Origin of the sequence: Paraburkholderia lycopersici (assembly GCF_900096975.1) — a bacterium.
Classification (GTDB): Bacteria; Pseudomonadota; Gammaproteobacteria; order Burkholderiales; family Burkholderiaceae; genus Paraburkholderia; species Paraburkholderia lycopersici.
This window is the reverse complement of record NZ_FMYQ01000001.1, coordinates 366,830-393,509: the sequence shown is the minus strand read 5'-3', so window position 1 is coordinate 393,509 and position 26,680 is coordinate 366,830. Positions and strand designations below refer to the sequence as shown.

Below are 26,680 nucleotides of genomic sequence, written 5' to 3'. Positions count from 1 at the left end.
CAAGGCTTGCGCGGGCCTGTTGCCGTTCATTGCCGTAGTACGGTGCATTTTCGAGACTTCGCAATGTCGCGATAATGTGCCGTGATCCATTCAATCAGGGAAGCCATACACCATGTCTGACGAGAACAACCAGCCGTTCTTCAACATCCAGCGCATCTACCTCAAGGACATGTCGCTCGAGCAGCCGAATTCGCCGGCCATCTTCCTTGAGCAGGACATGCCTTCGGTCGAAGTGGAAGTCGACGTCAAGGCCGAGCGCCTCGCCGAATCGGTGTTCGAGATCCTCGTCACCGGCACCGTCACGGCCAAGGTCAAGGACAAGGTGGCGTTCCTGATCGAAGCCAAGCAAGCCGGCATCTTCGACATCCGCAACATTCCCGCCGAGCAGATCGACCCGCTCGTCGGCATTGCCTGCCCGACGATCCTGTTCCCGTATCTGCGCTCGAACATCGCCGACGCGATCACGCGCGCGGGCTTCCCGCCGATCCATCTGGCCGAGATCAACTTCCAGGCGCTCTACGAGCAACGCCTGCAGCAGCTCGCCCAGCAGGACGGCGCGAGCAACGCGACGCATTGATCGCGCGCCTCGTCGTAGATTGATCGTTTCCACGAACTACCGGTGCGGAGTATCGGAATGAACATCGCCGTTCTCGGCGCCGGAGCGTGGGGCACCGCGCTGGCGGGGCATCTCGCCCAGGCGCATCACACCGTGTTGTGGGCGCGCGATGGCGCGCTCGTCGACACCTTGCGCAAGACGCACGAAAATCCCCGCTACCTCGCGGGCATCGCGCTGCCCAGGACGCTCGAATACGAAACGGATCTCGCCGCCGCGCTCGGGCATGCTTCGGGCGAGGCGGATCTCGTCGTGCTCGCCACCCCCGTGGCGGGCCTGCGCGGCATGCTCCGCACGCTACGCGACATGGGCCGCGTGCCCGCGCACTTCGTCTGGCTCTGCAAGGGCTTCGAGGCGCAAACGCAGCTCATGCCGCATCAGGTGGTGCTCGCCGAGCTGCCCGGTCATGCAAGCAATGGCGTGCTTTCGGGGCCCAGCTTCGCGCGTGAAGTGGGCGAGGGCCTGCCCGTCGCGCTGACGGTGGCGAGCGCCTCGGCGGCTTGCCGCGAGCGTGCGCTCGCCGCATTCCATCACCGCGCCATGCGCATCTATACCGGCGACGACGTGGTCGGCGTCGAAGTGGGCGGCGCGGTCAAGAACGTGCTCGCGATCGCGACCGGCATCTCGGACGGACTCGGACTCGGCCTGAACGCACGCGCCGCGCTCATCACGCGCGGCCTTGCGGAGATGACGCGCCTTGGCGTCACGCTCGGCGGCCGCGCCGAAACCTTCACGGGCCTGACCGGCCTCGGCGACCTCATTCTCACGGCCACGGGCGACCTCTCGCGCAACCGCACCGTGGGCAAGCAGCTCGCGAGCGGCCGCACGCTCGACGACATTCTCGGCGCGCTCGGCCACGTCGCTGAAGGCGTGCGCTGCGCGCAGGCCGTGCTGGCGCTTGCGCGCGAACATGGCATCGAGATGCCGATCACCCAGGCGGTATGCGCCGTGCTGTTCGACGGCGTTGCGCCGCGCGACGCCGTGAGCGCGCTGCTCCGGCGCGACGCCAAGGCGGAGTAGGGCGGGTCCGCGCACCGGGCGGTTCCGCTGCGCCGTGCATGAAGCACGCAAGGAGGACCGTATGCTGATCGTCGGAAACTGCAGCATCGAGGCACAGGCCGTCGACATCACCAGGCTTAAGGTCGATGCGATCGTCAATGCCGCGAATTCTTCTCTGCTCGGCGGCGGCGGCGTGGACGGCGCGATTCATCGCGCCGCCGGGCCGGACCTGCTGCGCGAGTGCGAGACCCTTGACGGCTGCGCGACCGGCGACGCCAGAATCACCGGCGGCTATCGCCTTCCCGCGAAGCACGTGATCCATACCGTAGGTCCCGTGTGGCACGGCGGCGGCCATGGCGAGGCGCATCTGCTCGCGTCGTGCTACCGGCGCTCGCTCGACTGCGCGCACGAGGCGGGCGTGACGAGCATCGCATTTCCGGCGATCAGTTGCGGCGTCTACCGTTTTCCCGCCGACGATGCCGTGAAGATCGCGCTCGCAGCCGTGATCGGCGCGTTGCCGGAATGCCCCGCGCTCGAGCGAGTGATCTTCGCGTGCTTCGACGAAGCGATGCTCGCGCGCTACGAGCGCGAACTCGCGTCGCGAAGCACGCCGTAGCGGCTCACTCGCCGCCTTCGAACCCCGCCTGGCGCCACGCTTCGAACACCACCACGGCCACCGTATTCGAGAGATTCAGGCTGCGGTTGCCGGGCCGCATCGGCAGACGCACGCGCTGTGACGTCTCGAACTGGTCGAGCACGGCGTCGGGCAAGCCGCGGGTCTCCGCGCCGAACACGAACCAGTCGCCGGGCATGAACGCGTGCGCATGAAAGCGCCCCGAGCCGCGCGTCGTGAACGCGAACATGCGCGACGGGTCGGGCGCTTCGGTCGCGATGAAGGCATCCCAGTTGCCATGCACGTGCATTTGCGCGTACTCGTGATAATCGAGGCCCGCGCGGCGCATTTTCGCGTTGTCGAGCGGAAAGCCGAGCGGCTCGATCAGATGGAGCCGCGCGCCCGTATTCGCGCACAGGCGGATCACGTTGCCGGTGTTCGGCGGAATTTCGGGTTCGACGAGAACGACGTTGAACATGACGATGAAACTCTCGATGTCTTCAGGGGTGTGAGGGCGGTCAGTCCTTCGGCGTGCGCAGCGCGACGAAGTTGGTCACGCGCCGGGCGCCCGCGGTCTTGAGCGTGCGCGCGAGAGCGTCGAGCGTGGCGCCCGAGGTCATCACGTCGTCGACCACGCCCACATGCTGGCCGTCGAGCGGCCGCGCGAGCGCAAACGCGCGGCCGACGTTGCGGCGGCGCGCCTCGCGATCGAGCTTCGATTGCGGCGCCGTATGCACGATGCGTCGCACGAGCGTGGCGTCGGCCCGCGTGCCCAGTCTTCGCGCGAGCGGCCGCGCGATCTGCCACGCCTGGTTGTAGCCGCGCTCGACGAGACGTTCGCGCGAGAGCGGCACGGGAACCACGATGTCGGGCATGCCTTCGGTGTCGAGCGCGTCTTGCGCGGCCAAAGCGAGGCGCCGCGCGAATTCCTCGCCGAGCGCGAGGCGTGCGCGAAACTTCAGGTTGCGTGCGAGCAGGTCGAGCGGCGCGCGATAGTCGGCGAGCGCGAGGGTGGCGTCGAACGCGGGCGGCGCGTCGAAGCAGGCCTCGCAGCGATAGCGCGCGCGTCCCGCGGCGCGGCGCCTGTGCGCGAGCGGCATGGCGCAGACCGTGCAGCGCAGGCGCGGCTCATTCCAGTACGCGGCGTCGCAGCACACGCAGAGTGAGGCTCGCGACAAATTGCCGCATAATGGGCACAGATTGGGCAGGACGAAGTGAGCGAGCCGAGGCCATGCCGTCCGCGCTTGTCGACAGACGCGCACGATGCCCGCAAGACGGGTGCGGTGCGAATTGTGGTGCGAAGCGGGCGATGCGTCGCGCGACGCATCGCGCGACGCGCGTGGTGAAAGGCGCGGCGGCATTGAAGGACGGCCCCGGCAAGGGCTCGCGTGACTGAAAGGATAGGAGTGAGCGAGTATACTTCGCAGACTTCGCCAATACGACCGACATGTCCCCGTCTTCCGCAAGAACTGGCCGTCCGGGCTATGACACCCGGCACCTGCGGCGCATCTTCGATCGCCGTGCGGCGACTTTCGACGAGGTTGCCTTCCTGCCGCGTGAAATTGCGCAACGCATGCGCGAGCGCCTCGAGTACATCAAGGTGAGCCCCGCCGCCGTGCTCGACATCGGCTGCGGCCCTGGCGACGACCTGCCCGGCTTGCGCGAGCGTTTTCCCGAAGCGCCCGTGTTCGGCGCCGATCTCTCCCACGCCATGTTGCGCCGCGCGCGCGAGCACGACGCGCCCGACACGAGCTGGCGACGCTTTCTGCCGGCATCGATGGGACGCGCGCTCGGTTCGCGCGGCCCGCGTTTTGCACAGGCCGATTTTGCGGAACTGCCGTTCTCGCATGGCGCGTTCGATCTGCTGTGGTCCAATCTCGCGCTGCATTGGCATCCGCGCCCCGATCTCGTGTTCGGCGAGTGGCAACGCGTGCTCAAGGTCAATGGTCTGCTGATGTTCAGCACGCTCGGGCCCGATACGCTCAAGGAACTGCGCGGCGCCTTCGCCGAGGTCGAGGCCGCGCACGGCGTGCCGGCGGGCGCGCACGTCATCGACTTCGTCGACATGCACGATCTCGGCGACATGCTCGTCGAGAACGGCTTCGAGATTCCGGTGATGGACCAGGAAACGCTCACCGTCACCTACAAGACGCCGGAGAAGCTGCTCGCCGACGTGCGCCGCTGGGGCGCGTATCCGTTCGAGCGCGCCGACGGCGAGCCGGCGACTCACGGCGCGCGTCGCCGGCAGCGCGCGCTCGTGGCCGCGCTCGAGGCGCGCCGCTGCACGGACGGACCGCACGCGGGCACGATTCCGCTGACCTTCGAGATCATCTACGGACACGCATGGAAAGCCGTGCCGCGCACGACCGCCGAAGGCCATGGCATCGTGCGCATCGAGGACATCGGACGCGGTCCGGCAAGGAATCGGTAACGCGGTAAGGGGGCTTTCGTTATGCCTGAAATTAGCGCCCGAAAAGCCCCCCGGAAATTTGCGAAAAAATCGCTGGAAGGCCCATCTGGATTGGGTTTTCAGGTGATTGGGCGTTCCTTGTGGGGGCTGGGGATCGCGCCTATAATGCGTCAGTTTGCTGCACGGAAGGGTCCCCAAAATTCATTGTGGCAAGTCCAGATCTCCCCGTAGTTGTGCGAGGCGCGGTGCGGCGATAGTCTGGGGAGGTTGTCGTGGGGGAAGCAAACGATGCAGGCGCCTGAACTGCTGGCGAGTCCGGAGCCGGTCCTGCAGGACTGGACCATGAAGCGCAACTGCTCGGTTTCGCCCCGGCAATTCGTGTTCTTCTATGTTTCGCTGGCGCTGGTTTCCATCGCGATCGCCGTTCTGTTGTTGATCCACGGCGCCTGGCTGGTTTTGCCGTTTACCGGCATCGATCTGTTGGTCGTGGGCGGCGCTTTTGTCATTTACGCGCGCCATGCTGTCGATTACGAACGTATCAGGCTTTATCCGAACCGGCTGGTGATCGAGCAGATGAGCGCCAACGCGCTCACGCAGTTCGAATTCAATCCCCGCTGGGTCCGGGTCGAGCCGGGCGCGACCCCACGCGACCCGGTGCGTCTCGTGTCCCGCGGCCAGGCGGTCGCTGTCGGGTTGCATCTGCCGCAATATCGGCGTGCGCAGTTCGCGCGGGAACTGCGTACCTCGCTTGCGCGCGCGGGTTGATGCGGCGCGTGAGTTTGCCGGCTGGCGGCGTGAGCGTCCCAGGGGGCGCCCTGGTTGCAAAACCTTCCTGCGGGGTCGAGGGTTTGAATGGAAATTATGGGTAAGGAAGCTATGAAAACAATCAAGCGAGCCCTTCATGGGGTGCTGGCGTGCAGCGGATTCCTCGTCGCCGGCGCGGCACTCGCGGTCGGAGACAGCCCTGGCGGTCCCGCGGTCAACGAGGTCAATCTCCAGCCGCCCGTCACGCGCATCGCCGAAGAGCTCTACAGCCTCCATACGATGATGCTGATCCTGTGCACGGTGATTTTCATCGGCGTGTTCGGGGTCATGTTCTATTCGATCTTTGCCCACCGCAAGGCGAAAGGCCATCAGGCGTCCCACTTCCACGAGAGCACGACCGTCGAAATCATCTGGACGGTGGTGCCGTTCGTCATCGTCGTGCTGATGGCGCTGCCCGCAACGAAGGCCGTCGTCGCGATGAAGGACACGTCCAACGCCGATCTCACCGTGAAAGTCACCGGCTATCAGTGGAAATGGGGCTACGACTACGTGAAAGGGCCGGGCGAGGGCATCAGCTTTCTCTCCACGCTCAGCACGCCGCGCTCCGAGGTGAACAACCGCGTGCCGATCACCGACACCTACCTGCAGGAAGTCGACAACCCGCTCGTCGTGCCGGTCAACAAGAAGATCCGCGTCATCACCACGGCCAACGACGTCGTGCACTCGTGGTATGTGCCCGCGTTCGGCGTGAAGCAGGACGCGATTCCCGGCTTCGTGCGCGACACGTGGTTCAAGGCCGACAAGGTCGGCACCTACCGCGGCTTCTGCACGGAGCTGTGCGGCAAGGAGCACGCGTTCATGCCGGTCGTGGTCGAGGTGCTTTCCGACGACGACTATGCGAAGTGGGTGCAGACGCAAAAGGCGAAGATGGCCGCCGCCAGCGACGACCCGAACAAGACTTACACGCTGGCCGAACTGAAAGAGCGCGGCGAGAAGGTCTACATGTCGAACTGCGCCGTGTGCCATCAGCCCACGGGCAAGGGCGCGGGCGCGTTCCCGGCGCTCGACGGCAGCAAGATCGCCAATGGTCCGGTCGCCGAGCACGTGGGCATCGTCCTGCACGGCAAGAACGCCATGCCGTCGTGGGCGCCCACGCTCAACGACGTGGAAATCGCCTCGGTGATCACGTTCGAGCGCAACTCGTGGGGCAACCATACCGGCGACGTGCTGCAGCCGCGCCAGGTGGCCGACGCGCGCAACGGCAAGATGCCCGAGGGCGGCGACCATACCGCCGCGGCCGGCGCGGCCGCAGCAAGCGGTGCCGAACAAGCCGGCGCGGCGAGCGGCGCTCCGGCCGCCAGCGGCGCAGATGAAGCATCGGGCGCGGCGCAGAACACGGCGGCGCTGCCGGCGAACGTCTACTTCGAAGTGGGCAAGAGCACGCTGCCCGCCGACGCGAAGGACGCCATCCAGGCCGCCGCCGACTACGCGAAGGCGCATCCCGACGCGAAATTCACGCTCTCGGGCTTCACCGACGCGAGCGGCAAGGCCGACGCGAACGCCGATCTCGCCAGGCGCCGCGCGCAAGCGGTACGCGACGCGCTGAAGGCGGCGGGCATCGCCGGGGACCGCATCATTCTGAAGAAGCCGGAAACGATCACGGGCGGCGCGAACGCGAAGGAAGCGCGCCGGGTGGAGATCGGCGCGGCGGCCTGAACGGTCCGGCGCGAGCAGCAAGAGGCAAGCAGCTAGAGACGCAGGACGAGCGCTGCGCGAGCACATAACAAGCAGGCAAACGCTGCAGCAAGAGACGCAGGGCAATTCGCTTCAGGAGATTAGTCATGTCGAGCATCGGACACGATGTAGCTGGCGGGCACGGTCACGTGCACGGCGACCACGCGCACGCCACGCCCCACGGCTGGCGGCGCTGGTTGCTGGCGACGAACCATAAGGACATCGGAACGCTGTATCTGATTTTCTCGTTCGTGATGTTCCTTTCGGGCGGCGTCATGGCCCTCGCCATCCGCGCGGAGCTGTTCGAGCCGGGCATGCAGATCATGCGCCCCGAGTTCTTCAACCAGCTCACCACGATGCACGGACTCATCATGGTGTTCGGCGCGATCATGCCGGCCTTCGTCGGCTTCGCGAACTGGATGGTGCCGCTGCAGATCGGCGCCTCGGACATGGCGTTCGCGCGCATGAACAACTTCAGCTTCTGGCTGCTGCCCGCCGCCGCGTGCCTGCTGGTCGGCTCGTTCTTCGTGCCGGGCGGAGCGACCGCCGCGGGCTGGACGCTCTACGCGCCGCTCTCCACGCAGATGGGGCCGGGCATGGACTTCGCGATCTTCGCGGTGCACATCATGGGCGCGTCGTCGATCATGGGCGGCATCAACATCGTCGTGACCATCCTGAACCTGCGCGCGCCGGGCATGACGCTCATGAAGATGCCGATGTTCGTGTGGACGTGGCTCATCACCGCGTACCTGCTGATCGCCGTGATGCCGGTGCTCGCGGGCGCGATTACGATGCTGCTGTTCGACCGCCACTTCGGCACGAGCTTCTTCAACGCGGCGGGCGGCGGCGACCCTGTCATGTACCAGCACATCTTCTGGTTCTTCGGGCACCCCGAGGTCTACATCATGATCCTGCCGGCGTTCGGGATCGTCTCGCAGGTGATTCCGGCGTTCTCGCGCAAGCCGTTGTTCGGCTATAGCTCGATGGTGTACGCCACCGCGTCCATCGCGATCCTTTCGTTCATGGTCTGGGCGCACCACATGTTCGCGACCGGCATGCCGGTCACGGGCCAGTTGTTCTTCATGTACGCGACCATGCTGATCGCCGTGCCGACCGGCGTGAAGGTGTTCAACTGGGTCGCCACGATGTGGCGCGGCTCGCTCAGCTTCGAAACGCCGATGCTGTTCGCGGTGGGTTTCCTGATCGTGTTCACGTTCGGCGGCCTCTCGGGCCTCATGCTCGCGATGGCGCCGCTCGACATCCAGTACCACGGCACCTATTTCGTCGTCGCGCACTTCCATTACGTGCTGGTGGCCGGGTCATTGTTCGCCTTGTTCGCGGGGTGGTATTACTGGTCGCCAAAATGGACCGGCTGGATGTACAACGAAATGCGCGGCAAGATCCACTTCTGGTGCTCGCTCATCTTCTTCAACCTGGCATTCCTGCCGATGCACTTCGTCGGCCTGGCCGGCATGCCGCGTCGCTATGCCGACTATCCGGCCCAGTTCACCGACTGGAACCAGGTCATCACGATCGGCGCATTCGGCTTCGGGCTTTCTCAGGTGTACTTCCTGTTCGCAGTCGCGCTGCCCGCCTATCGCGGCGGCGGCGAACTCGAGAAGGCCGGCGACAAGCCGTGGGACGGCGCAACGGGCCTCGAGTGGACCGTGCCGAGCCCGGCGCCGTTCCACACGTTCGAGAACCCGCCGACGGTCGAGTAAGCCGTCGACACGACGCGCCCGGCTGCGCGCGCAAACGAAACACGCAGCGCGCCGGACGCGCACGAAGTTCGCGGTCTTCATCGACGCACGCACGAGAGGCGATTCACGATGCGCATCACGATGGAAGGAGAAGCCGCGGCCAGCCGCGCTGCAACCATGACCCGGGATCCGCAAAAAAGACGCACGCCCGCCGAAATCCGCGCGGGCAACCTGCGGCTCGGCCTCATTTTGCTGGCCGTAGTAGCCGTGTTTTTCGCGGCCGCCGTCGTCAAGCAGGTGTATTTCCCCGGCTCCTGACGCGAAGGCGTTTGCCGGAAGACCGTTCGAGGAAGTCCGATGTCCACGCAAGCTGGGAATGATCGCGCATTCAACCGGTCGATGCTCATCAAGCTCGTCGTCGTGGCGCTGCTGATGTTCGGCTTCGGCTTCGCGCTCGTGCCGATATACCGCGCGATCTGCCAGGTCACGGGTATCAACAACCTGGTGCAGCGCGACGCCACCGAGCGCGAGGCGCGCAATACGCAGGTGGACATGACGCGCACGGTATCGGTCGAGTTCGACGCGAACGCGCGCGGGCTGCTGGGCTTCAGGCCGGAGCAAACGAGCCTCGACGTGCATCCGGGCGAAGTCATGACAGTGATGTACGACATTTCGAACAACGAAGGACGCGCGATCGACGCGCAGGCCATTCCGAGCTATGCGCCGAAGCAGGCGACGGAATACTTCCGCAAGATCGAGTGCTTCTGCTTCACGCAGCAGGTATTGAAGGCGAACGAGACGAAGCGCATGCCGGTGGTGTTCGTGATCGATCCGAAGCTGCCGAAGGACGTGAAGACGATCACGCTTTCGTACACGTTCTTCGAGCTGAACAAGCCGGCCGTGCCGCCGCCGCCGAAGCAGTCGGCCGGGGCATGAGGGCCGTGCGGCCGGAGCGAAGCGCAGGGACGAAGCCAGGAGGCGACAGACAATGAACGACGAAGGCGGCGGGGACTCCGCGAACAGGAAGAAGGGCGGCGTCCTGCAACTGATGAAGGCGGTGGCATGGTCGTTCCTCGGCGTGCGCAAGCGCGCCGATCTCGAAGCCGATGCCGCGAACCTGCATCCCGCGCAGTTGATTGCCGCGGGGATCATCGGCGCGGTGCTGTTCATCGTCGTGCTGCTGTTGATCGTGCACGCGGTGGTGGGGTGATCTGGCGCGCGGCGTGCCGCGCGCGAAGCGAAGAACAGCGAGGACAGTCTCGAGCACAAGCACCCGGCGGCGTCCGGAGCAACTGGAAATTGGAGAAACAGGCATGAGCGGCCAAAACGATAGCCCGTACTACTTCATACCGCATCCGTCGCGGCATCCGATCAGCGCGTCCATTGGTCTTCTGGTCATGCTCGCGTCGCTCGCGTCGTGGATCAACGGCGAGTCGTGGGCGCCGATCGGCGTGGCCGCCGGTCTGCTGTGGCTGCTCTTCACGCTCTGGCACTGGTTCGGCGACGCCATCGCCGAGTCCGAAGGCGGCATGTACGGCAAGCGCGTCGACGTGTCGTACCGCTGGAGCATGAGCTGGTTCATCTTCTCGGAGGTGATGTTCTTCGGTGCATTTTTCGGCGCGCTCTTCTATGCGCGCGCGATCGCCATGCATCAGCTCGGCAGCCTCGACTACAAGCTGATCTGGCCGGACTTCTCGGCGGTGTGGCCGAACACCGGCCCCGCCGAACTCGTCTCGCACTTCCGCTCGATGACGCCGTGGCCCGTGCCGACCATCAACACGGCGCTGCTGCTCTCGTCGGGCGCGACGCTCACGGTTTCGCACCACGCGCTGCGCGACAACCATCGCACGAAGGCCATTGCGTGGCTCGCCGCGACGATCGTGCTCGGCGTGTGCTTTCTCTTCCTGCAGGCCTTCGAGTACATCCACGCATACAACGAACTGAATCTCACGCTCGCTTCGGGCGTTTATGGCTCGACGTTCTTCCTGCTCACCGGCTTCCACGGTTTCCACGTGTTCCTTGGCGGCACGATGCTCACGGTGGTGATGATCCGGCTCATTCGCGGCCACTTCACCGCCGACCATCACTTCGCGTTCGAAGGCGCCGCGTGGTACTGGCACTTCGTCGACGTGGTTTGGCTTGGCCTCTACGTCGTCGTGTACTGGCTATGACGCGGGGTGCGCCGCGCGCATGCCGCGGCGCATTCGTGGAGAATGAGAAGGCGCCGCCCGACTTCGTCGGCGCGGCGCCTCGTGTTTTCCGGAACGGAGTTTGCGCCCCTGCGCTCAGCCGTAGTCAGCGACCGTAAGGAATCCCGGTGGACTGGATCCATCCCATCCAGTGCGCGAAGAGAATGAAGAGAAAGAGCGAGATGGAAAGGCCGACGCGAGCGGCGAGCGACCAGACCATCCGCTTGGTGCGGCCCCGGTCGTGCATCATGAAGTAGAGCGCGGAGATCATGCTCGCGATGATCAGCGCGAACGCGACGGGGACGAGTATGTGCATGAAGTTCACGGAATTTGGCATGTCTGAAAACGCCTGTCTCATTATCGCACCGCGCTGCGCGGCGCGGGGTTCGATCATCGGTATCGTGCGCATCGGACGTGCCCCATGAAAATCCGGCTCGTTCCCGCACTGCTCATCCTGATCGTCATGGCGGTGACGATCCGGCTCGGTTTCTGGCAGCGCGACCGTGCGCATCAGAAGGAGGCGCTCCAGGCGCAGATCACGCAATACGAATCGTCCGCGCCGCAGCCGGTGGGCGGCGCGCCGCTCGCGCTGAAGGACGTCGAGTTCCATCGCGTGCGCGCGCGCGGCACTTTTCTGCCCGGGCGCGTGGTGTATCTCGACAACCGTCCCTATAACGACCAGCCGGGCTTTTACGTCGTGATGCCGCTTGAACTCGAAGGCGGCGGCTACGTGCTCGTGAATCGCGGATGGCTGCCCCGCAACATCGCCGACCGCGCCGCGATCGCGCCCTACGAAACGCCATCGGGGCCGGTCGAAGTGGAAGGCATCGCGCGCGCGGACGCCTCGCGCGCATTCGAACTCGGTGCCGGGGGCTCTGCAGCGCATCAGAAGATACGGCAGAATCTCGGCGTCGCTTCCTACGCGGCGGCAACCGGGTTGCCGCTGCAGCCGTTCGTGATCCAGCAAACCGGCTTCGTGCCGGCCTTCAAGGACGGGCTCGTGCGCGACTGGCCCGTGCCCGATACCGATGTCGAGCGCAACTACGGCTACATGCTCCAGTGGTGGGGCATGGCTCTCGCGGCCCTCGGGTTTGGCCTTTTCGCCGCTCGCAAGGCTGCGACAAAAGCGCGCACAGAAGGTGGGCCGCAGGAGCGGGCCGAACCCGGCAACGGCAGTACGAAGGATGCCTGACGATCCATCGGACGAATCAGTTTCATCCGGACATCATCCAGACATTGGCGCTGCGCACGCAGTACATGGACAACTGAAAGCGACAGATGTGAGGTTCCACGAGAGTGTCGACGCAATCCCCCCGTTCCGCCCAGGCCGCGCAGCCGGCCGCCACGCATGCCCCCCGCGTCCCGAAGGACTCGCGGCGGCGCGGCCGCTGGACGCTTCTCGTCATCGCGCTCATCTGCGCCGCGCCTATCGCGATTTCGTACTTCACGTACTACGTAATCAAGCCGAAGGGCGGCACGACGAGCTATGGCGCGCTGATCGAGCCGCAGCGGCCGGTTCCCGACGCGCTCATGGTGACGGGCGACGACGGTCATGACGTGCCGCTCGCTTCGCTCAAGGGGCGCTGGCTGATGGTCTCGGTCGATGGCGGCGCCTGCGACGAGGCCTGCGCGACGAAGCTCTACTTCATGCGTCAGGTGCGCGCGACGCAGGGCCCGGAGCGCGAGCGCATCGTCACGGTCTGGCTGCGCACCGACGGCGCGAGCGTGCCCGAAAAGGTGAAGGGCGCCTACGCGGATACGCGCATGCTGCGTGCCGATCCCGTCGCGGTGGCGGCATGGCTGCCCGCCACGGAAACGACGAAGGACACCGATCACATCTACATGGTCGATCCGAACGGCAATCTGATGATGCGATTCCCCGCGAATGCCGATCCGTCGAAAATCAAACAGGACGTCACTAAACTCCTCAAGTGGTCCAGCATCGGTTAAGGTGCGCTGCGCGAATCTGACAGAAAAGAGTAAGAGAGATGTTTATCCTGGAGCTGGGCCTGATCGGCCTGTGCATCGCGTTGCTGCCGCTCTCGTGGGTGTGGGTCAAGGCCGACGACGACAAGTTTCGCAAGCTCGTGTGGCTCACGACGTTCATGACGCTCGACCTCGTGATGTTCGGCGGCTTCACGCGTCTCACCGATTCGGGCCTCGGGTGCCCGGACTGGCCGGGCTGCTACGGCACGTCGTCGCCGTTCATCGCGCATGTACAGATTGCCGCAGCGCACCTCGCCATGCCGAGCGGACCCGTGAGCATGACGAAGGCGTGGATCGAGATGATTCATCGCTATTTCGCAATGGCTATCGGTGTTCTGATCATTGCGCAGATGGCGATTGCCTGGCGCGCGCGCGTCAAGCGTCTGCCGTTGCACGTCTCGCCGTGGTGGCCCACGGCGCTGCTCGGACTGATCGTCGTGCAGGGCGTGTTCGGCGCGTGGACGGTGACGATGAAGCTGCAGCCGATCATCGTGACCACGCACCTCTTGCTCGGCCTCACGCTGCTCGGTTCGCTGGCATGGCTTGCCACGCGCATGACGCCGCTGCCCGCGTTCGAACCCGACGCGGCGCGCTGGCGCGTGGCCGCGATCGCGGCGCTCGTGCTACTCGTCGCGCAGATCGCGCTGGGAGGCTGGGTGAGCACGAACTACGCGGTGCTCGCCTGCACCGACTTCCCGACCTGCAACGGAGCCTGGATTCCGCCGATGGATTTTCATCACGGCTTTCATCTCTGGCGCGCGCTCGGCATGGACGGCAACGGCGACGTTATTACGCAGGACGCGCTCGTCGCGATCCACTGGACGCATCGCACGTTCGCGTTCATTGTGATCGCTTATCTGGTATGGTTCGCCCTCAAGTTGCGGCGCTATGCATCGCTGCGACGCCCTGCAAACTGGGTTCTGATCGTGATCGCGATCCAGTTTTTGACGGGGCTTTCCAACATCGTGCTGCAGTGGCCGCTGCCTGTCGCCGTGGCGCACAACGGTGGCGCGGCGATCCTGCTGCTTTTGGTCGTCGTGCTAAACTTTCGAATTGCTTGTAGCCGCCCCGGCCGCGCCGTTCTCCCTGCGCGCGACACCGCTGCGGTGTGACCCCGCCCTATGGAAAGTACAACGCTCCCTCAATCGCCCGGTAGCCGGATTTCGCAATATCTCGCGCTTACCAAGCCGCGCGTCACGCAACTGGCCGTGTTCTGCGCGGTCATCGGCATGTTTCTCGCCGTACCGGGCATGGTGCCCTGGAAGCAGCTGATCGGCGGCACCGTCGGCATCTGGCTCACGGCTGGCGCGGCCTTTGCGATCAACTGTCTCGTCGAACAGAAGGTGGATGCGCGCATGCGTCGCACTGCCTGGCGTCCTTCGGCGCGCGGCGAGATCACGAGCACGCAGATCCTGATCTTCTCGGCGGCGATCGGCGGCATCGGCATGTGGGTGCTGTACACGTTCGCCAATCCGCTCACCATGTGGCTCACGGTCGCGACCTTCATCGGCTACGCGATCATCTACACGCTGCTGCTCAAGCCTGCTACGCCGCAGAACATCGTGATCGGCGGCGCTTCGGGGGCTATGCCGCCGGCGCTCGGCTGGGCCGCCGTCACCGGTCACGTGCCCGGCGACGCCTGGATTCTCGTGCTCATCATCTTCGTGTGGACGCCGCCGCACTTCTGGTCGCTCGCGCTGTACCGCCGCAAGGACTACGAAAACGCCGGCCTGCCGATGCTGCCCAACACGCACGGCGAAAAGTACACGCGGCTGCACATCCTGCTCTACACCGTGATCCTGTTCGCGGTCACGCTGATGCCGTACATCTCGGGCATGAGCGGTCTGCTCTATCTGGCTGCGGCCGTGCTGCTCGGCGCCGTGTTCCTCGCCTATGCGTGGAAGATCTATCTCGAGTACTCCGACGCGCTCGCACGCAAGACTTTCCGCTATTCGATCGTTTACCTCTCGTTGCTGTTCGTGGCGCTGCTCGTCGATCACTACGTTCATGCGCTCATCGGGGCGTAACGATATGGTCAGCTCCACGTTGGCGCGTGCGGCGCGTGCCACACTCGTTGCGTTTGCGTTTGCCGGCGCGCTTGGCGGGGCGCTGGTTCTGCAGGGCTGCGGCCAGCAGCCGCCGTCGTTCTCCAACCTCGACATCACCGGCAACACGCAGTTCGGCAAGGACTTCGCACTGCCCGACACGAGCGGCAAGACGCGTACGCTCGCCGACTTCAAGGGCAAGGTAGTCGTGCTGTTCTTCGGCTACACGCACTGCCCGGACGTTTGCCCGACCACCATGGCCGAGCTTTCGCAGGCGCTCGAGCAACTCGGGCCCGACGCCGCCAGGCGCGTGCAGGTGCTGTTCGTCACCGTCGATCCCGATCGCGACACCGCGCAGATTCTGGGCCAGTACGTGACCGCGTTCAATCCGACCTTCATCGGGCTGCGTCCCGCCAATGAAGCACAGCTCAAGCAGGTGGCGAAGGACTTCCGCGTGTACTACGCGAAGGTGCCCGGCAACTCGCCGAACAGCTACACGATGGACCACACTGCCGCGAGCTACGTGTTCGACACGACCGGCAAGCTGCGCCTCTTCGCGCGCGACGGGCAGGGCGTCACGCCCTGGCTGCACGATCTGAAGATTCTCCTCGGCTCGAACTCCGACTAAGGCGACACCTTGGCCTTTGCCGCTGCCTGGTATCCGGTGTTTCGCCGGCATACCAGTATGCGAATTCTTTATTTCGCGTGGCCGGTGCCATATGAGACGATTTATATCGTCCAGCAGACGCACACGATGCCGTTTGACCGGAGCCACAACAAAACCACGCAGGAACATTACCTCCATGCAGCGCAGAAATCTGATTAAAGCCCTCCTCGCCGGCGTTGCCGCCACCACGCTCGCAGCCAGCTTCGGCGTCCGCGCCGACGACCAGGTCATCAAGGTCGGTACCGTCTCCGGTCCGGACGCGCAGGTCTGGGCCGTGGTCCAGAAGGTCGCCAGGCGCGAAGGCCTGAACGTCAAGGTCATCGAATTCAACGATTACGTGCAACCGAACGCCGCGCTCGACGCCGGCGATCTCGACGCCAACAGCTTCCAGCACCAACCCTACCTCGACAGCCAGATCAAGCAGCGCGGCTACAAGATCCAGAGTGTGGGTCTCACGTACATCTCGCCGATCGGCGTGTACTCGAAGAAGCTCAAGTCGCTGAACGATCTGCCGCAAGGCGCCAAGGTCGCGGTGCCCAACGATCCCTCGAACGAAAACCGCGCGTTCCTGCTGCTGCAATCGAAGGGTGTGGTCAAGCTGCGCGCGGGCGCGGGCACGAACGGCAGCAACGCCACGCCGCTCGACGTCGCCGCGAACCCGAAGAAGATCAAGTTCGTCGAACTGGACGCCGCGCAACTGCCGCGCTCGCTCGCCGACGTCGACGCCGCCGTCGTCAATACGAACTATGCGCTCGCCGCCGGCCTGCAGCCGACCAGGGACGCGATCGCGCTGGAAGACATTCACAGCCCGTACGCGAACGTGATCGCCGTGCGCACCCAGGACAAGGACAAGCCGTGGGTGAAGAAGCTGGTTGCCGCTTATCAGTCGGAAGACGTGCGCCAGTTCATCAAGAACGAATTCAAGGGCTCGATGGTCCCGTCGTTCTAAACGACATTCGCGTGGCGGCCCGCGTCGGATCGACGCGGGCATCCCCCAACAGCAGGACCCGAACGCCGTGGCGAAAGCCACGGCGTTTTTTTATTGCCCGCGCGGCTTCCCGCCGAAGACGGGTTCCTGGTCCTATGGCGGTCTTACGCTGGTATGCGTCGAACGGTCATTGCAGGCCACATTGGTTCCATTGAGGAGCCCATGAGTCGCACTCAAGGGTAAATCCTGATGCTTGTTCGTCCTTGGCGGAAGGCTTGTAATTTCAAGTAAGCATTTGATTTATATATATATTTTTCGTCTTTGTCACGCCAAATCGGCGCCTGTTGACTGGTATTATTGTGGTTATATAATGGGCTTGCCTTTGAACCGGACCACTTCGCGCCGCCATGCGGCCCGTTCGCCAGTCCGGCCCTCCACGATCTGTCCAACCGCTGGCGCCAAGTCCATGGAAACCCGTTGGTCTGCCCTGATGCCCGATGCGCGCAACGTGACGCCGCTGTATCTGCAGCTTGCGCGCAACCTTGCCACGGCCATTCACTGCGGCGTGTGGTCGGCCGGGGAGGCGCTGCCCTCCGAGCGCACGCTTTCGGACGCCATCGGCGTGTCGCGCATCACGGCGCGCAAGGCGATCGAGCTGCTCGTCGAGCAGGGGCTGATCCGGCGCGCGCGCGGCGCGGGCAGCTTCATCACGCCGCGTGTGGAAGATCCGCTTTCGCGTCTCACCGGCTTCACGAAGAAGATGGAGCAGCGCGGCTTCACGCCCGACTCGGTGTGGCTCGAGCGCGAGGTTCGCCCCGCGCGCCGGGAGGAGATCGTGCAGCTCGGCCTCTCGCCCGGTGCGTCGGTCGCGAGCCTGCGCCGCCTGCGCCGCGCCGACGGCACCGTGATGGCGGTGGAGCACTCGGCGCTGCCAGTTTCGATCGTGCCGGATCCGGAAGCGCTCGACGGCTCGCTTTACGCGTATCTGGAGCAGCGCCGCGTACCCGTGGTGCGCGCCTTGCAACATTTTCGCGCGCTCAACGCGACGAGCGAGATCGCCGCGCTGATGGGCGTCGAGCCGCGCGTGGCGCTGCTCGTCATCACGCGCGTGGGTTTTTCCGCCGATCAGCGCGCCATCGAGCTCACCGACACCTATTGTCGCGACGGCTACTACGACTTCGTTGCGGAGTTGCGCCAGTGAGCGCCGCGCGCGGGAACGGAACGCCGCCGCAGTCTCTCTCATGCACGTCACCGAAAGGTCCCCCGCGCTTTGATGCGCCTAATCGGAAAAATCTCATGCTGAGCGGAAACATACTCACCCCTGAAGGCTGGATCCACGGCTCGCTGTCGTTCGAGAACGGGCGCATCACCGCGATCACGGGCGAGGCCACCGATCCGGCGAAGAACGACGCGCCCTACATCCTGCCGGGCTTCATCGATCTGCACGTGCACGGCGGCGGCGGCGCCGACGTCATGGAAGCCGGCGACGCGATCGAAACCATCGCGCGCACCCACGCGCGCTGCGGCACGACGAGCCTGCTCGCCACCACCATGACCGCTCCGCGCGACGAGCTGATGAGCGTGGTCGCGGGTCTCGGCGATGTGGCGCGCAACCGCACGCCGGGCGGCGCACGCGTGCTGGGCGTGCACCTCGAGGGCCCGTACATCAATCCGGGCAAGCTTGGCGCGCAGCCTGACGCGGCCGTCTCCGCGGCGCTCGACGAAGTGCTCAAGTACCTGTCGATCGCGCCGATTCGCGTGGTGACCGTGGCGCCCGAGATCGCCGGCCATATCGAGATCATCGGCGAGATGGCGGCGCGCGGCGTGCGCGTGCAGCTCGGCCACTCGCTCGCGACCTACGACGAGGCCGTGGCCGCGCTCAAACACGGCGCCCGTGGCTTCACGCACCTCTTCAACGCGATGTCGCCGCTGCATCATCGCAATCCGGGTCTCGTCGGCGCGGCGCTTGCGCATGCCGAGTACGCGGAGATCATCCCCGATCTGCTGCACGTGCATCCCGGCGCGATCCGCGCCGCGCTGCGCGCCATTCCGCGCCTTTACGTGGTGACCGACAGCACCTCGGCCACCGGCATGCCCGACGGCGAATATCGCCTCGGCAGCCAGCACGTGACGAAGTGCCTCGGCGGCGTGCGCCTTGCCGACGGCACGCTCGCGGGCAGCACCCTCACCATGGACCAGGCGCTGCGCAACCTCGTCTCGATCGGCCTGCCGATCGCCGACGTCTCCGCGCGCCTGTCGCGCTATGCCGCCGACTACCTCGGCATCGAAGACCGGGGGCGCCTCGCGCGCGGCGCATGGGCCGATGTCAACGTGTTCGACCGCGAACTGGCGCTCACCGCGACCTATGTCGAAGGAGAATCGATTGTCGAATATGCTTAAGGAAGCGCTGGCATCGGCCGGCGTCGTCGCCGCGCAGCTCGCGGACACCTCGCGCGTCGAGGCGCTCGCCCATGCGCTCGGGGCCGAGCCGCGCCATGTCGCGCTTACCGTCGCGCGCGGCAGCTCGGACCATGCGGCGAGCTACTTCGCCGCGCTCACCATGAGCCGCATCGGCGTGCCCGTGGCCTCGATCCCCATGTCGATCGCGACGCTTCAGCAGGCGCCCTTGCGCGTACGCGGCCAGTTTGCCCTTGCTTTCTCCCAATCAGGCAGGAGTCCTGATCTCGTCGCGACCATCAAGACGCTGCGGGCGGCGGGTGCGCTGACAGCCGCGATGGTCAACGTCGCGGGCTCGCCGCTCGCCGAGGCCGCCGGCCGCGAACTGCCGCTCCTCGCCGGCCCCGAGCTGAGCGTTGCGGCTACCAAGAGCTATATCGCGATGCTGGCGATGTCGGCGCAGCTCGTCGGCTTCTGGCAGCGCGACGCCGCGTTCCTCGACGCCGTGCGCGCGCTGCCCGACGCGCTCGGTCGCGCGGGCACGCTCGACTGGTCGAAAGCCGTCGACGAACTGCGCGACGTCAAACAGATGATCGTCATCGGCCGCGGTCCGGGCCTCGCCATCGCGCAGGAGGCGGCGCTCAAGCTCAAGGAGACCTCCGGTATTCAGGCCGAGGCGTTTTCGAGCGCCGAAGTCCGGCACGGCCCGATGGAGTTGATCGATCGCGACTACCCGCTGCTCGTGTTCGCGCCGCGCGGGCCGGAGCAGGCCGGCCTGATCGACTTCGCCCGCGACATGGAACGGCGTGGTGCGCGCGTGCTGCTCGCCGCGCCCGCCGACGTACCCGGCGCGGCGCTGCCGCTCGCAACGACCGCCGACGCGGCACTCGATCCCATCGCGGCCATTCTTTCGTTCTACGTGATGGCGGCCGGTCTTGCCGCCGCCCGCGGCCGCAATCCCGACGAGCCGCGTTACCTGAACAAAGTCACCGAAACCCACTAGATTGGAAAGCGAATGGAACGCATCGAGGAGTCTAGCCTGATGGATCCGTCAACTCGCACCGAGGGCCATATCGGCGAGGGGCGCATCGTCCTGGTCTCGCCGCTCACCGGGCCGGTCGTGCCGCTCGCGGCGGTGCCCGATCCCGTGTTCTCAGAAGGGCTGTTCGGCGACGGCATCGGGGTCGATCCGCTCGTCGGCCGGCTCGTCGCGCCGTGCGACGGCATGGTCATGCATCTCGCGCGCACCGGCCACGCGGTCACGCTGCAGACGGCCGAAGGCGCACAGGTGCTCGTGCATATCGGCATCGACACCGTCGAGCTGAACGGCAAAGGCTTCGCGCCGAAGGTCGCGCAGGGCGCGCACGTGCGCCGGGGCGACACGCTCATCGAGTTCGATCTCGACGTCGTGGCGTGCAGCGCGCCGAGCCTCGTCTCGGTTGTGGCGATCGCGAATTCGGACGCTTTCGAGGTGATCGAGCGCGCGGGCTCGGGTCACGTCGAGGCGGGCACGACGTCGCTGCTCGTGCTGCGCGCGCGCAACGGGGTGGAAATCGTCCGCGCCGACGACCTGGTCGCGAACGAAGTGCGCCGCAACATCACGCTCAGGCATGCGGGCGGTCTGCACGCACGGCCTGCGGCGCGGGCGCGCGAAGCCGTGCGCGGCATCGATGCGCGCGTCGAGGTGCGTTTCGGCGAACGCAAGTCGGCCATCGAGAGCGTCGTGGGTCTGCTCGGCCTTGGCGCGGGCGAGGGCGCGACCATCGAGCTCGTCGGCATCGGCAGCGAGGCGCAGCGCGCCGTCGACGTCGTAGCCAGCGAACTCCTGCGCGAAGCGCCCGGCGAGGGCGGCGAAGCGCCGGCACGGCAGCAGTCGCCCGCGCCCGTGGTGCAGGCTGCCGCGGCTGCGGTGGCGTCGTCCGCCGAGCCCGGCGTGCTGGCAGGCGTGTGCGCGGCACCGGGCGTCGCGGTCGGCAAGCTGGTGCGCTGGGACGAAGCCGAACTCGCGCCGCCCGAACTCGCGAGCGGCGCATCGGCGGCCGAAAGCCGCCTGCTCGACAAGGCCATCGCGGCCGTGGACGCCGAGCTGGACCAGAGCGTTCGCACGGCTTCCCGGCGCGGCGCGATCGGCGAGGCAGGCATTTTCACGATGCACCGCGTGCTGCTCGAAGACCCGACGCTCGTCGACGCCGCGCGCGACGCGATCAGCCTCGGCAAGAGTGCGGGTTACGCATGGCGCGAAGTGATCCGCGCGCAAATCGCGGTGCTCGGCAAGGTGGACGACCCGCTGCTCGCGGAGCGCGCCGCCGATCTGCGCGACCTCGAAAAGCGCGTGCTGCGCGCACTTGGGCTTTCGAACACGGCCGCGCGCGCGCTGCCCGAAGAAGCCGTGCTCGCCGCCGACGAATTCACGCCTTCCGATCTCGCCTCGCTCGACCGCGCACGCGTCATGGCGCTCGTGATGGCGCGCGGCGGCGCGACCTCGCACGCCGCGATCATCGCGCGCCAGGCTGGCATTCCGGCGATCGTCGCGCTCGGCGACGCGCTCCATGCGGTGCCCGAGGGCACCGAGGTCATCGTCGATGCAGGCGCGGGCCGTTTCGCCTACACGCCGAGCGCGCTCGACGTCGAACGCGCGCGTAGCGAGAAGCAGCGCCTCGCGGGCGTGCGCGAAGCGAACCGCCGCACCTCGCACGAGGCGGCGGCCACGCGCGATGGCCACGCCGTCGAAGTCGCGGCGAACATCGCGACGCTGGAAGATGCCGCCACCGCTGTCGAAAACGGCGCGGACGCCGTGGGGCTCCTGCGCACCGAACTGATGTTCATCCATCGTCAGGCCGCGCCGACGGTGGAAGAACATCGTCAGGGCTACCAGGCAATCGTGGACGCGCTCGCGGGCCGCACGGCGATCATTCGCACGCTCGACGTGGGCGCCGACAAGGAAGTCGACTATCTGACGCTGCCGCCCGAGCCGAATCCGGCGCTCGGTCTGCGCGGCATACGCCTCGCCCAGGTGCGGCCCGACCTGCTCGACGACCAGTTGCGCGGCCTCGTCGCCGTGAAGCCGGCGGACAAGGTGCGCATCCTGCTGCCGATGGTCACCGACGTGGGCGAACTCGTGCGTCTGCGCGAGCGCATCGAGACGTTCGCTCGCGAAGCAGGCCGCGCGGTGCCGGTCGAAGTGGGCGTGATGATCGAAGTGCCGTCGGCCGCGCTGCTCGCCGACCAGCTTGCACGCCACGCCGATTTCCTCTCGATCGGCACCAACGACCTCACGCAGTACACGCTCGCGATGGACCGCTGTCAGCCCGACCTCGCGGCGCAGGCCGACGGCCTGCATCCGGCCGTGCTGCGCCTCGTCGCCGCGACGGTCGAGGGCGCGAGCAGGCACGGCAAATGGGTGGGCGTGTGCGGCGCGCTGGCGGGCGATCCGCTTGCCGTGCCGCTGCTCATCGGCCTCGGCGTGACCGAGCTTTCCGTCGACCCGGTTTCCGTGCCGTCGATCAAGGCGCGCGTGCGCAAGCTCGACTACGGCGAATGCCGCCAGCGTGCGCAGAACGCGCTCGCGCTCGAATCGGCGCAAGCCGTGCGCGCGGCGAGCCGCGCAACCTGGCCGCTCGACTGACCGCTTTCTTCAACACACCCGACCAATCATTTCAACACGCTGGCGCGCGCAGCGATCGTGCGCCGGCCTCTCTCACGAACATACGTCACGCAAGAGACAGGGACTGGAGGCAGTTCAATGGATGGCAATCCGTTTCTCAAGATACAAAGCCTCGGCCGCGCGCTGATGCTCCCGATCGCGGTGCTGCCGGTCGCCGGCATCCTGCTTCGCTTCGGCCAGGCCGACATGCTCAACATCAAGGTCGTCGCCGACGCGGGCGGCGCGATCTTCGACAACCTGCCGTTGCTGTTCGCCATCGGCATCGCCGTGGGGTTTGCGAAGGACAACAACGGCGTCGCGGCGCTCGCGGGCGCGCTCGGCTATCTGGTTCAGACCGCCGTGATGAAGGACATCAACGACAAGCTCAACATGGGCGTGCTGTCGGGCGTGGTGGCCGGTATCGTCGCGGGCATGCTGTACAACCGCTTCAAGGACATCAAGCTGCCCGAGTTCCTCGCGTTCTTCGGCGGCAAACGCTTCGTGCCGATCGTCACCGGGCTCGTATGCGTGGTGCTGGGCGTGGTGTTCGGCTACGTGTGGGCGCCGATCCAGGCCGTCATCGACAGCGCGGGCCACTGGCTCACCACGGCGGGCGCGGTCGGCACCTTCGTGTACGGCTTGCTCAACCGCCTGCTGCTCGTCACGGGTCTGCACCACATTCTCAACTCGCTCGTGTGGTTCGTGTTCGGCACGTTCACGCCGGCGGGCGGCGGCGCGGCCGTGACCGGCGACCTGCATCGCTTCTTCGCGGGCGACCCCACGGCCGGCAGCTTCATGGCCGGCTTCTTCCCGGTGATGATGTTCGGCTTGCCGGCGGCGTGCCTCGCCATGCTCCACGAGGCGCCGAAGGAGCGCCGCGCGATGGTGGCTGGTCTGCTGCTTTCGATGGCGCTCACCTCGTTCCTCACGGGCGTGACCGAGCCGATCGAGTTCACGTTCATGTTCCTCGCTCCCGTGCTCTATGCGATCCACGCGGTGCTCACGGGGCTCTCGCTCGCAATCTGCTCGCTGCTGGGCATCAAGCTCGGCTTCACATTTTCGGCGGGCTTTATCGACTACGTGCTGAATTTCGGGCTCTCCACGCACGGCTGGGAAGCGATTCCGCTCGGCGTGGCCTATGCGGTCGTGTACTACGCGCTGTTCCGCTTCTTCATCCGCCGCTTCAATCTGCCTACGCCGGGCCGCGAGGGTTCGGCCGGCGACACGGCGATCGCCTCGTCGATGTCGGGCGTTGCCGCTCCGGCTGCCTCGCTCTCGCGCGCGGCGCGCTATATCGATGCGCTGGGCGGCGCGGCCAACCTGAAGGTGGTCGATGCCTGCACGACGCGTCTGCGTCTCACGGTGGCCGATCCGGCGCATGTCTCGGAACCGGCATTGAAGGCGATTGGGGCGAGGGGCGTGCTCAAGCGCGGCGGCGAAAGCGTCCAGGTCATCATCGGCCCGGAAGCGGACATCATCGCCGACGAAATCCGCGGCGAGGTCGCGCGCGGCGGCACGGCGGCCGCCAGGGCAACGCCGGCGGCGCAAGCCGCGGTTCACGCCCAGGCGGTACAGGCCACCGCAACCGCCGCTGCGACCGCGAGCATGGACGTCGCGCCAGGCCCGCTCGATCCGAACCCGTCGCGCTGGCTGGCGGTGCTTGGGGGCGCCTCCAACGTCGTTTCGCTCGACGCCGTAGCGGCCACGCGCTTGCGCGTGATCGTGCGCGACCCGGCGGCCGTCGATCGCACGAAGCTCGGCGCGCTCGACGTGGTGTGGGTTTCGGCCGATACGGTGCACATCGTGGTGGGCGACGCGGCGGCGCGTTATGCGCGTGCGCTGACGCTCCAGCCTGCGTGATCGGTTCACTGCAAGCCCATGGAAAACGCCGAGGCACATGCCGCGGCGTTTTTTGGGCAGCGCCCGTCCGCCGCTGACTACGCCGACGCTGCCGCCCAAGGTGCGGCAGCGGCCGGACGGTTGCGCCGCTCTTGTGTCGTGTCGCGGGCAAAAGAGAAAAAGCCCCGGTCTCGCGAACGGGGCTTTCGATGCGGCGAGGAAGCCCGCCGGCGCTTATGCGTAGTCGGCGAGCGCCGTACGCATCTTCTTCATGGCGCTCGCCTCGATCTGGCGAATGCGCTCGGCCGAAACGCCGAACTCGTCGGCCAGTTCGTGCAGCGTCGAGCCGCCCGAGCCGTCGTCGGCGACGTTGAGCCAGCGCGCCTCGATGATGCGGCGGCTGCGCGCGTCGAGCGCTTCCAGCGCGCTCGCGATGCCGTCGGACTGCAGACGGTCGCGCGAACGCGCAGCCAGCACGGCGCTCGGCTCGCTGTGCGAGTCGGCGAGCCAGGCGATCGGGGCGAACGATTCCTCGCCGTCTTCGGTCTGGCCTTCGAGCGCGATGTCGGCGCCCGACAGACGCGTTTCCATCTCCACGACTTCTTCGCGCTTCACGTTCAGTTCCTGCGCGAGACCGTCGATTTCCTCGGGCGTGAACGACTGCAAACCCTGCTTGTGGCTGCGCAGGTTGAAGAACAGTTTGCGCTGCGCCTTGGTCGTGGCGACCTTCACCATGCGCCAGTTGCGCAGGATGTACTCGTGGATTTCCGCCTTGATCCAGTGCATGGCGTACGACACGAGGCGCACGTTCTGCTCGGGGTCGAAACGCTTCACGGCCTTCATCAGGCCGATGTTGCCTTCCTGGATCAGGTCGGCATGCGGCAGGCCGTAGCCGAGATAATTACGCGCGATCGACACCACGAGCCGCAGGTGCGACAGCACCAGCCGGCGCGCGGACTCGAGATTGTTTTGCTCGCGAAACTCGGTCGCGAACTGGCGCTCCTCTTGCGGCGTCAACATCGGGATCCGGTTCACGGCCTGGATGTAGGCGTCGATGTTGCCCAACTGGCCGGGCAGCAGGGAAGCATTCGCGAGCGCCAGTGAACCCCCGGCCTTGGCCGACGACGGGCTCAGCGTATTCGGAAGGGTCATGGTCATTGCGTTGCTCACGTAGCGAACTCCTAAGGAATCTTGCAAAAGTCAGACAGCGACTCCACGGTGGATGTTAGCACTCTGAATCACCGAGTGCTAATCATTAGAGCCTATAGGGACTTCAAGGTTCCGGCGATGCTATCGAAATAGTTGTTTCGATAGATTTCACCGAGGCGCTGACAGCCAGGCGGGACGCGGCTCGCCAGCCGGCGCGGGCTCGCGCGCGGGTGGGCCGAAGAAACACTCTAGAACGTAGAACGGGATGCAGTCCGATGCGACGAAATGGGGTTGGATCTGTGCCGGTCGGCGTTGCGGCGCTGACCGTTACCACCATAAGCAAATGTAGACATCAGATAACGCTGAAAGTGCTGCACTGCGACATCAGGGCGCGGGCGGCCAGGGGATGGCGTGTTGTTTCAATATGGGAACGTCGCTTTTGATCGCAAGTATCCATGCGCCAAATCCTGGTATAAATTTCAGCCAGGCGCATGCAGTAAATCTTTGGCGTGGGTCTGCGTGAGGCGCACGGACCAGCGCAAGGGGCTCGAGCGATGGCGGCAAAACTGATCGATGCGATTCGCGGGCTGGAGCGCGAGCGCTTTCGCGCGATGGTCGACGGCGACGGCACGTCACTGGACCAGTTGCTGTCCGACCATGCGACCTTCGTCCACACGAACGGCAAACGCGAGACCAAGCAGCAGTTCATCGACGCGATCACGGCGGGCCGCCGCCGCTACCGCCAGATCGAGATCCAGTCGCAAGACGTGCTGCACGCGGGGAACGAGGCCTGCGTGGTGTCCGGCCGCGTGCTGATCGAGATGGAGGCGAACAATGGCGCGCTGCTCTTTCCGATCGCGTACACGGCAATCCAGACGCAGGAGGGCGGGCATTGGCGGCTGCTCGCCTGGCAGGCGACGCGTTGCGCGATCGAGTGACGACGACTGGTCGGTCCCCTCGCTGAAGCGCCGCCTCGGCGTTTCAGGCGCACGCCGGCGGCCCG

At 66.1% G+C, this 26,680-nt stretch carries 27 protein-coding genes; 23 read left to right on the top strand and 4 right to left on the bottom strand.

Annotated elements, in window-relative coordinates; translation table 11 throughout:
* Positions 1–112 precede the first annotated feature (112 nt).
* The 3 genes from secB to BLU17_RS01665 all read left to right on the top strand — a co-directional run bounded on the left by secB (position 113) and on the right by BLU17_RS01665 (position 2,228).
* Entirely contained in the window at positions 113–577 is a 465-nt protein-coding gene (gene secB, locus BLU17_RS01675) for a protein-export chaperone SecB (RefSeq protein WP_091993548.1), read from the top strand.
* 57 nt (positions 578–634) lie between these two features.
* Positions 635–1,633 carry an NAD(P)H-dependent glycerol-3-phosphate dehydrogenase gene (locus BLU17_RS01670; RefSeq protein WP_091993545.1) on the top strand — a complete coding sequence of 333 codons (999 nt, stop codon included), beginning with the start codon at positions 635–637 and terminating at the stop codon, positions 1,631–1,633.
* A gap of 61 nt (positions 1,634–1,694) precedes the next feature.
* Positions 1,695–2,228 carry an O-acetyl-ADP-ribose deacetylase gene (locus tag BLU17_RS01665; RefSeq protein WP_091993542.1) on the top strand — a complete coding sequence of 178 codons (534 nt, stop codon included), beginning with the start codon at positions 1,695–1,697 and terminating at the stop codon, positions 2,226–2,228.
* 4 nt (positions 2,229–2,232) lie between these two features.
* Here BLU17_RS01665 and trmL read toward each other — a convergent pair whose 3' ends face one another.
* Both trmL and BLU17_RS01655 read right to left on the bottom strand, forming a co-directional pair.
* A complete protein-coding gene (gene trmL / locus BLU17_RS01660; RefSeq protein WP_091993540.1) occupies positions 2,233–2,703 on the bottom strand; it encodes a tRNA (uridine(34)/cytosine(34)/5-carboxymethylaminomethyluridine(34)-2'-O)-methyltransferase TrmL in 471 nt (156 codons plus the stop codon).
* A gap of 40 nt (positions 2,704–2,743) precedes the next feature.
* Positions 2,744–3,490 carry a ComF family protein gene (locus BLU17_RS01655; RefSeq protein WP_245746695.1) on the bottom strand — a complete coding sequence of 249 codons (747 nt, stop codon included), beginning with the start codon at positions 3,488–3,490 and terminating at the stop codon, positions 2,744–2,746.
* Positions 3,491–3,672: 182 nt separating this feature from the next.
* Here BLU17_RS01655 and BLU17_RS01650 point away from each other — a divergent pair, with 182 nt between their 5' ends.
* From BLU17_RS01650 to BLU17_RS01615, 8 genes are all read left to right on the top strand, one after another.
* The gene (locus BLU17_RS01650; RefSeq protein WP_091993538.1) at positions 3,673–4,656 is read left to right on the top strand and encodes a methyltransferase domain-containing protein; all 984 of its coding nucleotides are present in this window, start codon (positions 3,673–3,675) and stop codon (positions 4,654–4,656) included.
* 267 nt (positions 4,657–4,923) lie between these two features.
* The gene (locus BLU17_RS01645; RefSeq protein WP_091993535.1) at positions 4,924–5,400 is read left to right on the top strand and encodes a DUF2244 domain-containing protein; all 477 of its coding nucleotides are present in this window, start codon (positions 4,924–4,926) and stop codon (positions 5,398–5,400) included.
* An 87-nt stretch (positions 5,401–5,487) separates the two neighbouring features.
* Positions 5,488–7,116, top strand: coding sequence for a cytochrome c oxidase subunit II (gene coxB, locus BLU17_RS01640; protein WP_091993532.1), 1,629 nt, complete (start codon positions 5,488–5,490; stop codon positions 7,114–7,116).
* A gap of 125 nt (positions 7,117–7,241) precedes the next feature.
* Positions 7,242–8,855 (top strand): cytochrome c oxidase subunit I, encoded by a 1,614-nt coding sequence (gene ctaD / locus BLU17_RS01635; RefSeq protein WP_091993528.1) that lies wholly within the window; start codon positions 7,242–7,244, stop codon positions 8,853–8,855.
* A gap of 156 nt (positions 8,856–9,011) precedes the next feature.
* A complete protein-coding gene (locus BLU17_RS01630) occupies positions 9,012–9,152 on the top strand; it encodes a cytochrome oxidase small assembly protein (RefSeq protein WP_091994173.1) in 141 nt (46 codons plus the stop codon).
* A 39-nt stretch (positions 9,153–9,191) separates the two neighbouring features.
* A complete protein-coding gene (locus BLU17_RS01625) occupies positions 9,192–9,770 on the top strand; it encodes a cytochrome c oxidase assembly protein (protein ID WP_091993526.1) in 579 nt (192 codons plus the stop codon).
* A 52-nt stretch (positions 9,771–9,822) separates the two neighbouring features.
* A complete protein-coding gene (locus tag BLU17_RS01620; RefSeq protein WP_091993523.1) occupies positions 9,823–10,044 on the top strand; it encodes a DUF2970 domain-containing protein in 222 nt (73 codons plus the stop codon).
* Between the two features lie 103 nt (positions 10,045–10,147).
* Positions 10,148–11,005, top strand: coding sequence for a cytochrome c oxidase subunit 3 (locus BLU17_RS01615; RefSeq protein ID WP_091993520.1), 858 nt, complete (start codon positions 10,148–10,150; stop codon positions 11,003–11,005).
* A gap of 124 nt (positions 11,006–11,129) precedes the next feature.
* Here the strand turns inward: BLU17_RS01615 and BLU17_RS01610 are convergent, their stop codons facing one another.
* Positions 11,130–11,339 (bottom strand): twin transmembrane helix small protein, encoded by a 210-nt coding sequence (locus BLU17_RS01610; RefSeq protein WP_091994171.1) that lies wholly within the window; start codon positions 11,337–11,339, stop codon positions 11,130–11,132.
* 105 nt (positions 11,340–11,444) lie between these two features.
* Here BLU17_RS01610 and BLU17_RS01605 point away from each other — a divergent pair, with 105 nt between their 5' ends.
* From BLU17_RS01605 to nagE, 11 genes are all read left to right on the top strand, one after another.
* Positions 11,445–12,215 (top strand): SURF1 family protein, encoded by a 771-nt coding sequence (locus BLU17_RS01605; RefSeq protein WP_091993517.1) that lies wholly within the window; start codon positions 11,445–11,447, stop codon positions 12,213–12,215.
* A 104-nt stretch (positions 12,216–12,319) separates the two neighbouring features.
* Positions 12,320–12,973, top strand: coding sequence for an SCO family protein (locus tag BLU17_RS01600; protein WP_091993514.1), 654 nt, complete (start codon positions 12,320–12,322; stop codon positions 12,971–12,973).
* 38 nt (positions 12,974–13,011) lie between these two features.
* The gene (locus BLU17_RS01595) at positions 13,012–14,121 is read left to right on the top strand and encodes a COX15/CtaA family protein (protein ID WP_091993511.1); all 1,110 of its coding nucleotides are present in this window, start codon (positions 13,012–13,014) and stop codon (positions 14,119–14,121) included.
* Between the two features lie 9 nt (positions 14,122–14,130).
* On the top strand, positions 14,131–15,036 hold the full coding sequence (gene cyoE, locus BLU17_RS01590) for a heme o synthase (RefSeq protein WP_091993510.1): 906 nt from the start codon (positions 14,131–14,133) through the stop codon (positions 15,034–15,036).
* Between the two features lie 4 nt (positions 15,037–15,040).
* Positions 15,041–15,682 (top strand): SCO family protein, encoded by a 642-nt coding sequence (locus BLU17_RS01585; protein ID WP_091993508.1) that lies wholly within the window; start codon positions 15,041–15,043, stop codon positions 15,680–15,682.
* Between the two features lie 175 nt (positions 15,683–15,857).
* Entirely contained in the window at positions 15,858–16,670 is an 813-nt protein-coding gene (locus BLU17_RS01580) for a MetQ/NlpA family ABC transporter substrate-binding protein (RefSeq protein ID WP_091993506.1), read from the top strand.
* Between the two features lie 445 nt (positions 16,671–17,115).
* On the top strand, positions 17,116–17,850 hold the full coding sequence (locus BLU17_RS01575) for a GntR family transcriptional regulator (protein WP_091993504.1): 735 nt from the start codon (positions 17,116–17,118) through the stop codon (positions 17,848–17,850).
* Positions 17,851–17,945: 95 nt separating this feature from the next.
* Positions 17,946–19,049: an N-acetylglucosamine-6-phosphate deacetylase gene (gene nagA, locus BLU17_RS01570; RefSeq protein ID WP_091993501.1), complete on the top strand. Its 1,104-nt coding sequence runs from the start codon at positions 17,946–17,948 to the stop codon at positions 19,047–19,049.
* On the top strand, positions 19,042–20,049 hold the full coding sequence (locus tag BLU17_RS01565; RefSeq protein ID WP_091993499.1) for an SIS domain-containing protein: 1,008 nt from the start codon (positions 19,042–19,044) through the stop codon (positions 20,047–20,049). The genes nagA and BLU17_RS01565 overlap by 8 nt, the downstream gene beginning before the upstream one ends.
* 39 nt (positions 20,050–20,088) lie before the next feature.
* Positions 20,089–22,671, top strand: coding sequence for a phosphoenolpyruvate--protein phosphotransferase (ptsP, locus tag BLU17_RS01560; RefSeq protein WP_245746681.1), 2,583 nt, complete (start codon positions 20,089–20,091; stop codon positions 22,669–22,671).
* Between the two features lie 117 nt (positions 22,672–22,788).
* Positions 22,789–24,549, top strand: coding sequence for an N-acetylglucosamine-specific PTS transporter subunit IIBC (gene nagE, locus BLU17_RS01555; protein ID WP_091993493.1), 1,761 nt, complete (start codon positions 22,789–22,791; stop codon positions 24,547–24,549).
* A 213-nt stretch (positions 24,550–24,762) separates the two neighbouring features.
* Here the strand turns inward: nagE and rpoH are convergent, their stop codons facing one another.
* Positions 24,763–25,698: an RNA polymerase sigma factor RpoH gene (rpoH, locus tag BLU17_RS01550; RefSeq protein ID WP_091993491.1), complete on the bottom strand. Its 936-nt coding sequence runs from the start codon at positions 25,696–25,698 to the stop codon at positions 24,763–24,765.
* Positions 25,699–26,231: 533 nt separating this feature from the next.
* Here rpoH and BLU17_RS01545 point away from each other — a divergent pair.
* A complete protein-coding gene (locus BLU17_RS01545; RefSeq protein ID WP_028201838.1) occupies positions 26,232–26,615 on the top strand; it encodes a nuclear transport factor 2 family protein in 384 nt (127 codons plus the stop codon).
* The last annotated feature ends 65 nt before the right edge of the window (positions 26,616–26,680 follow it).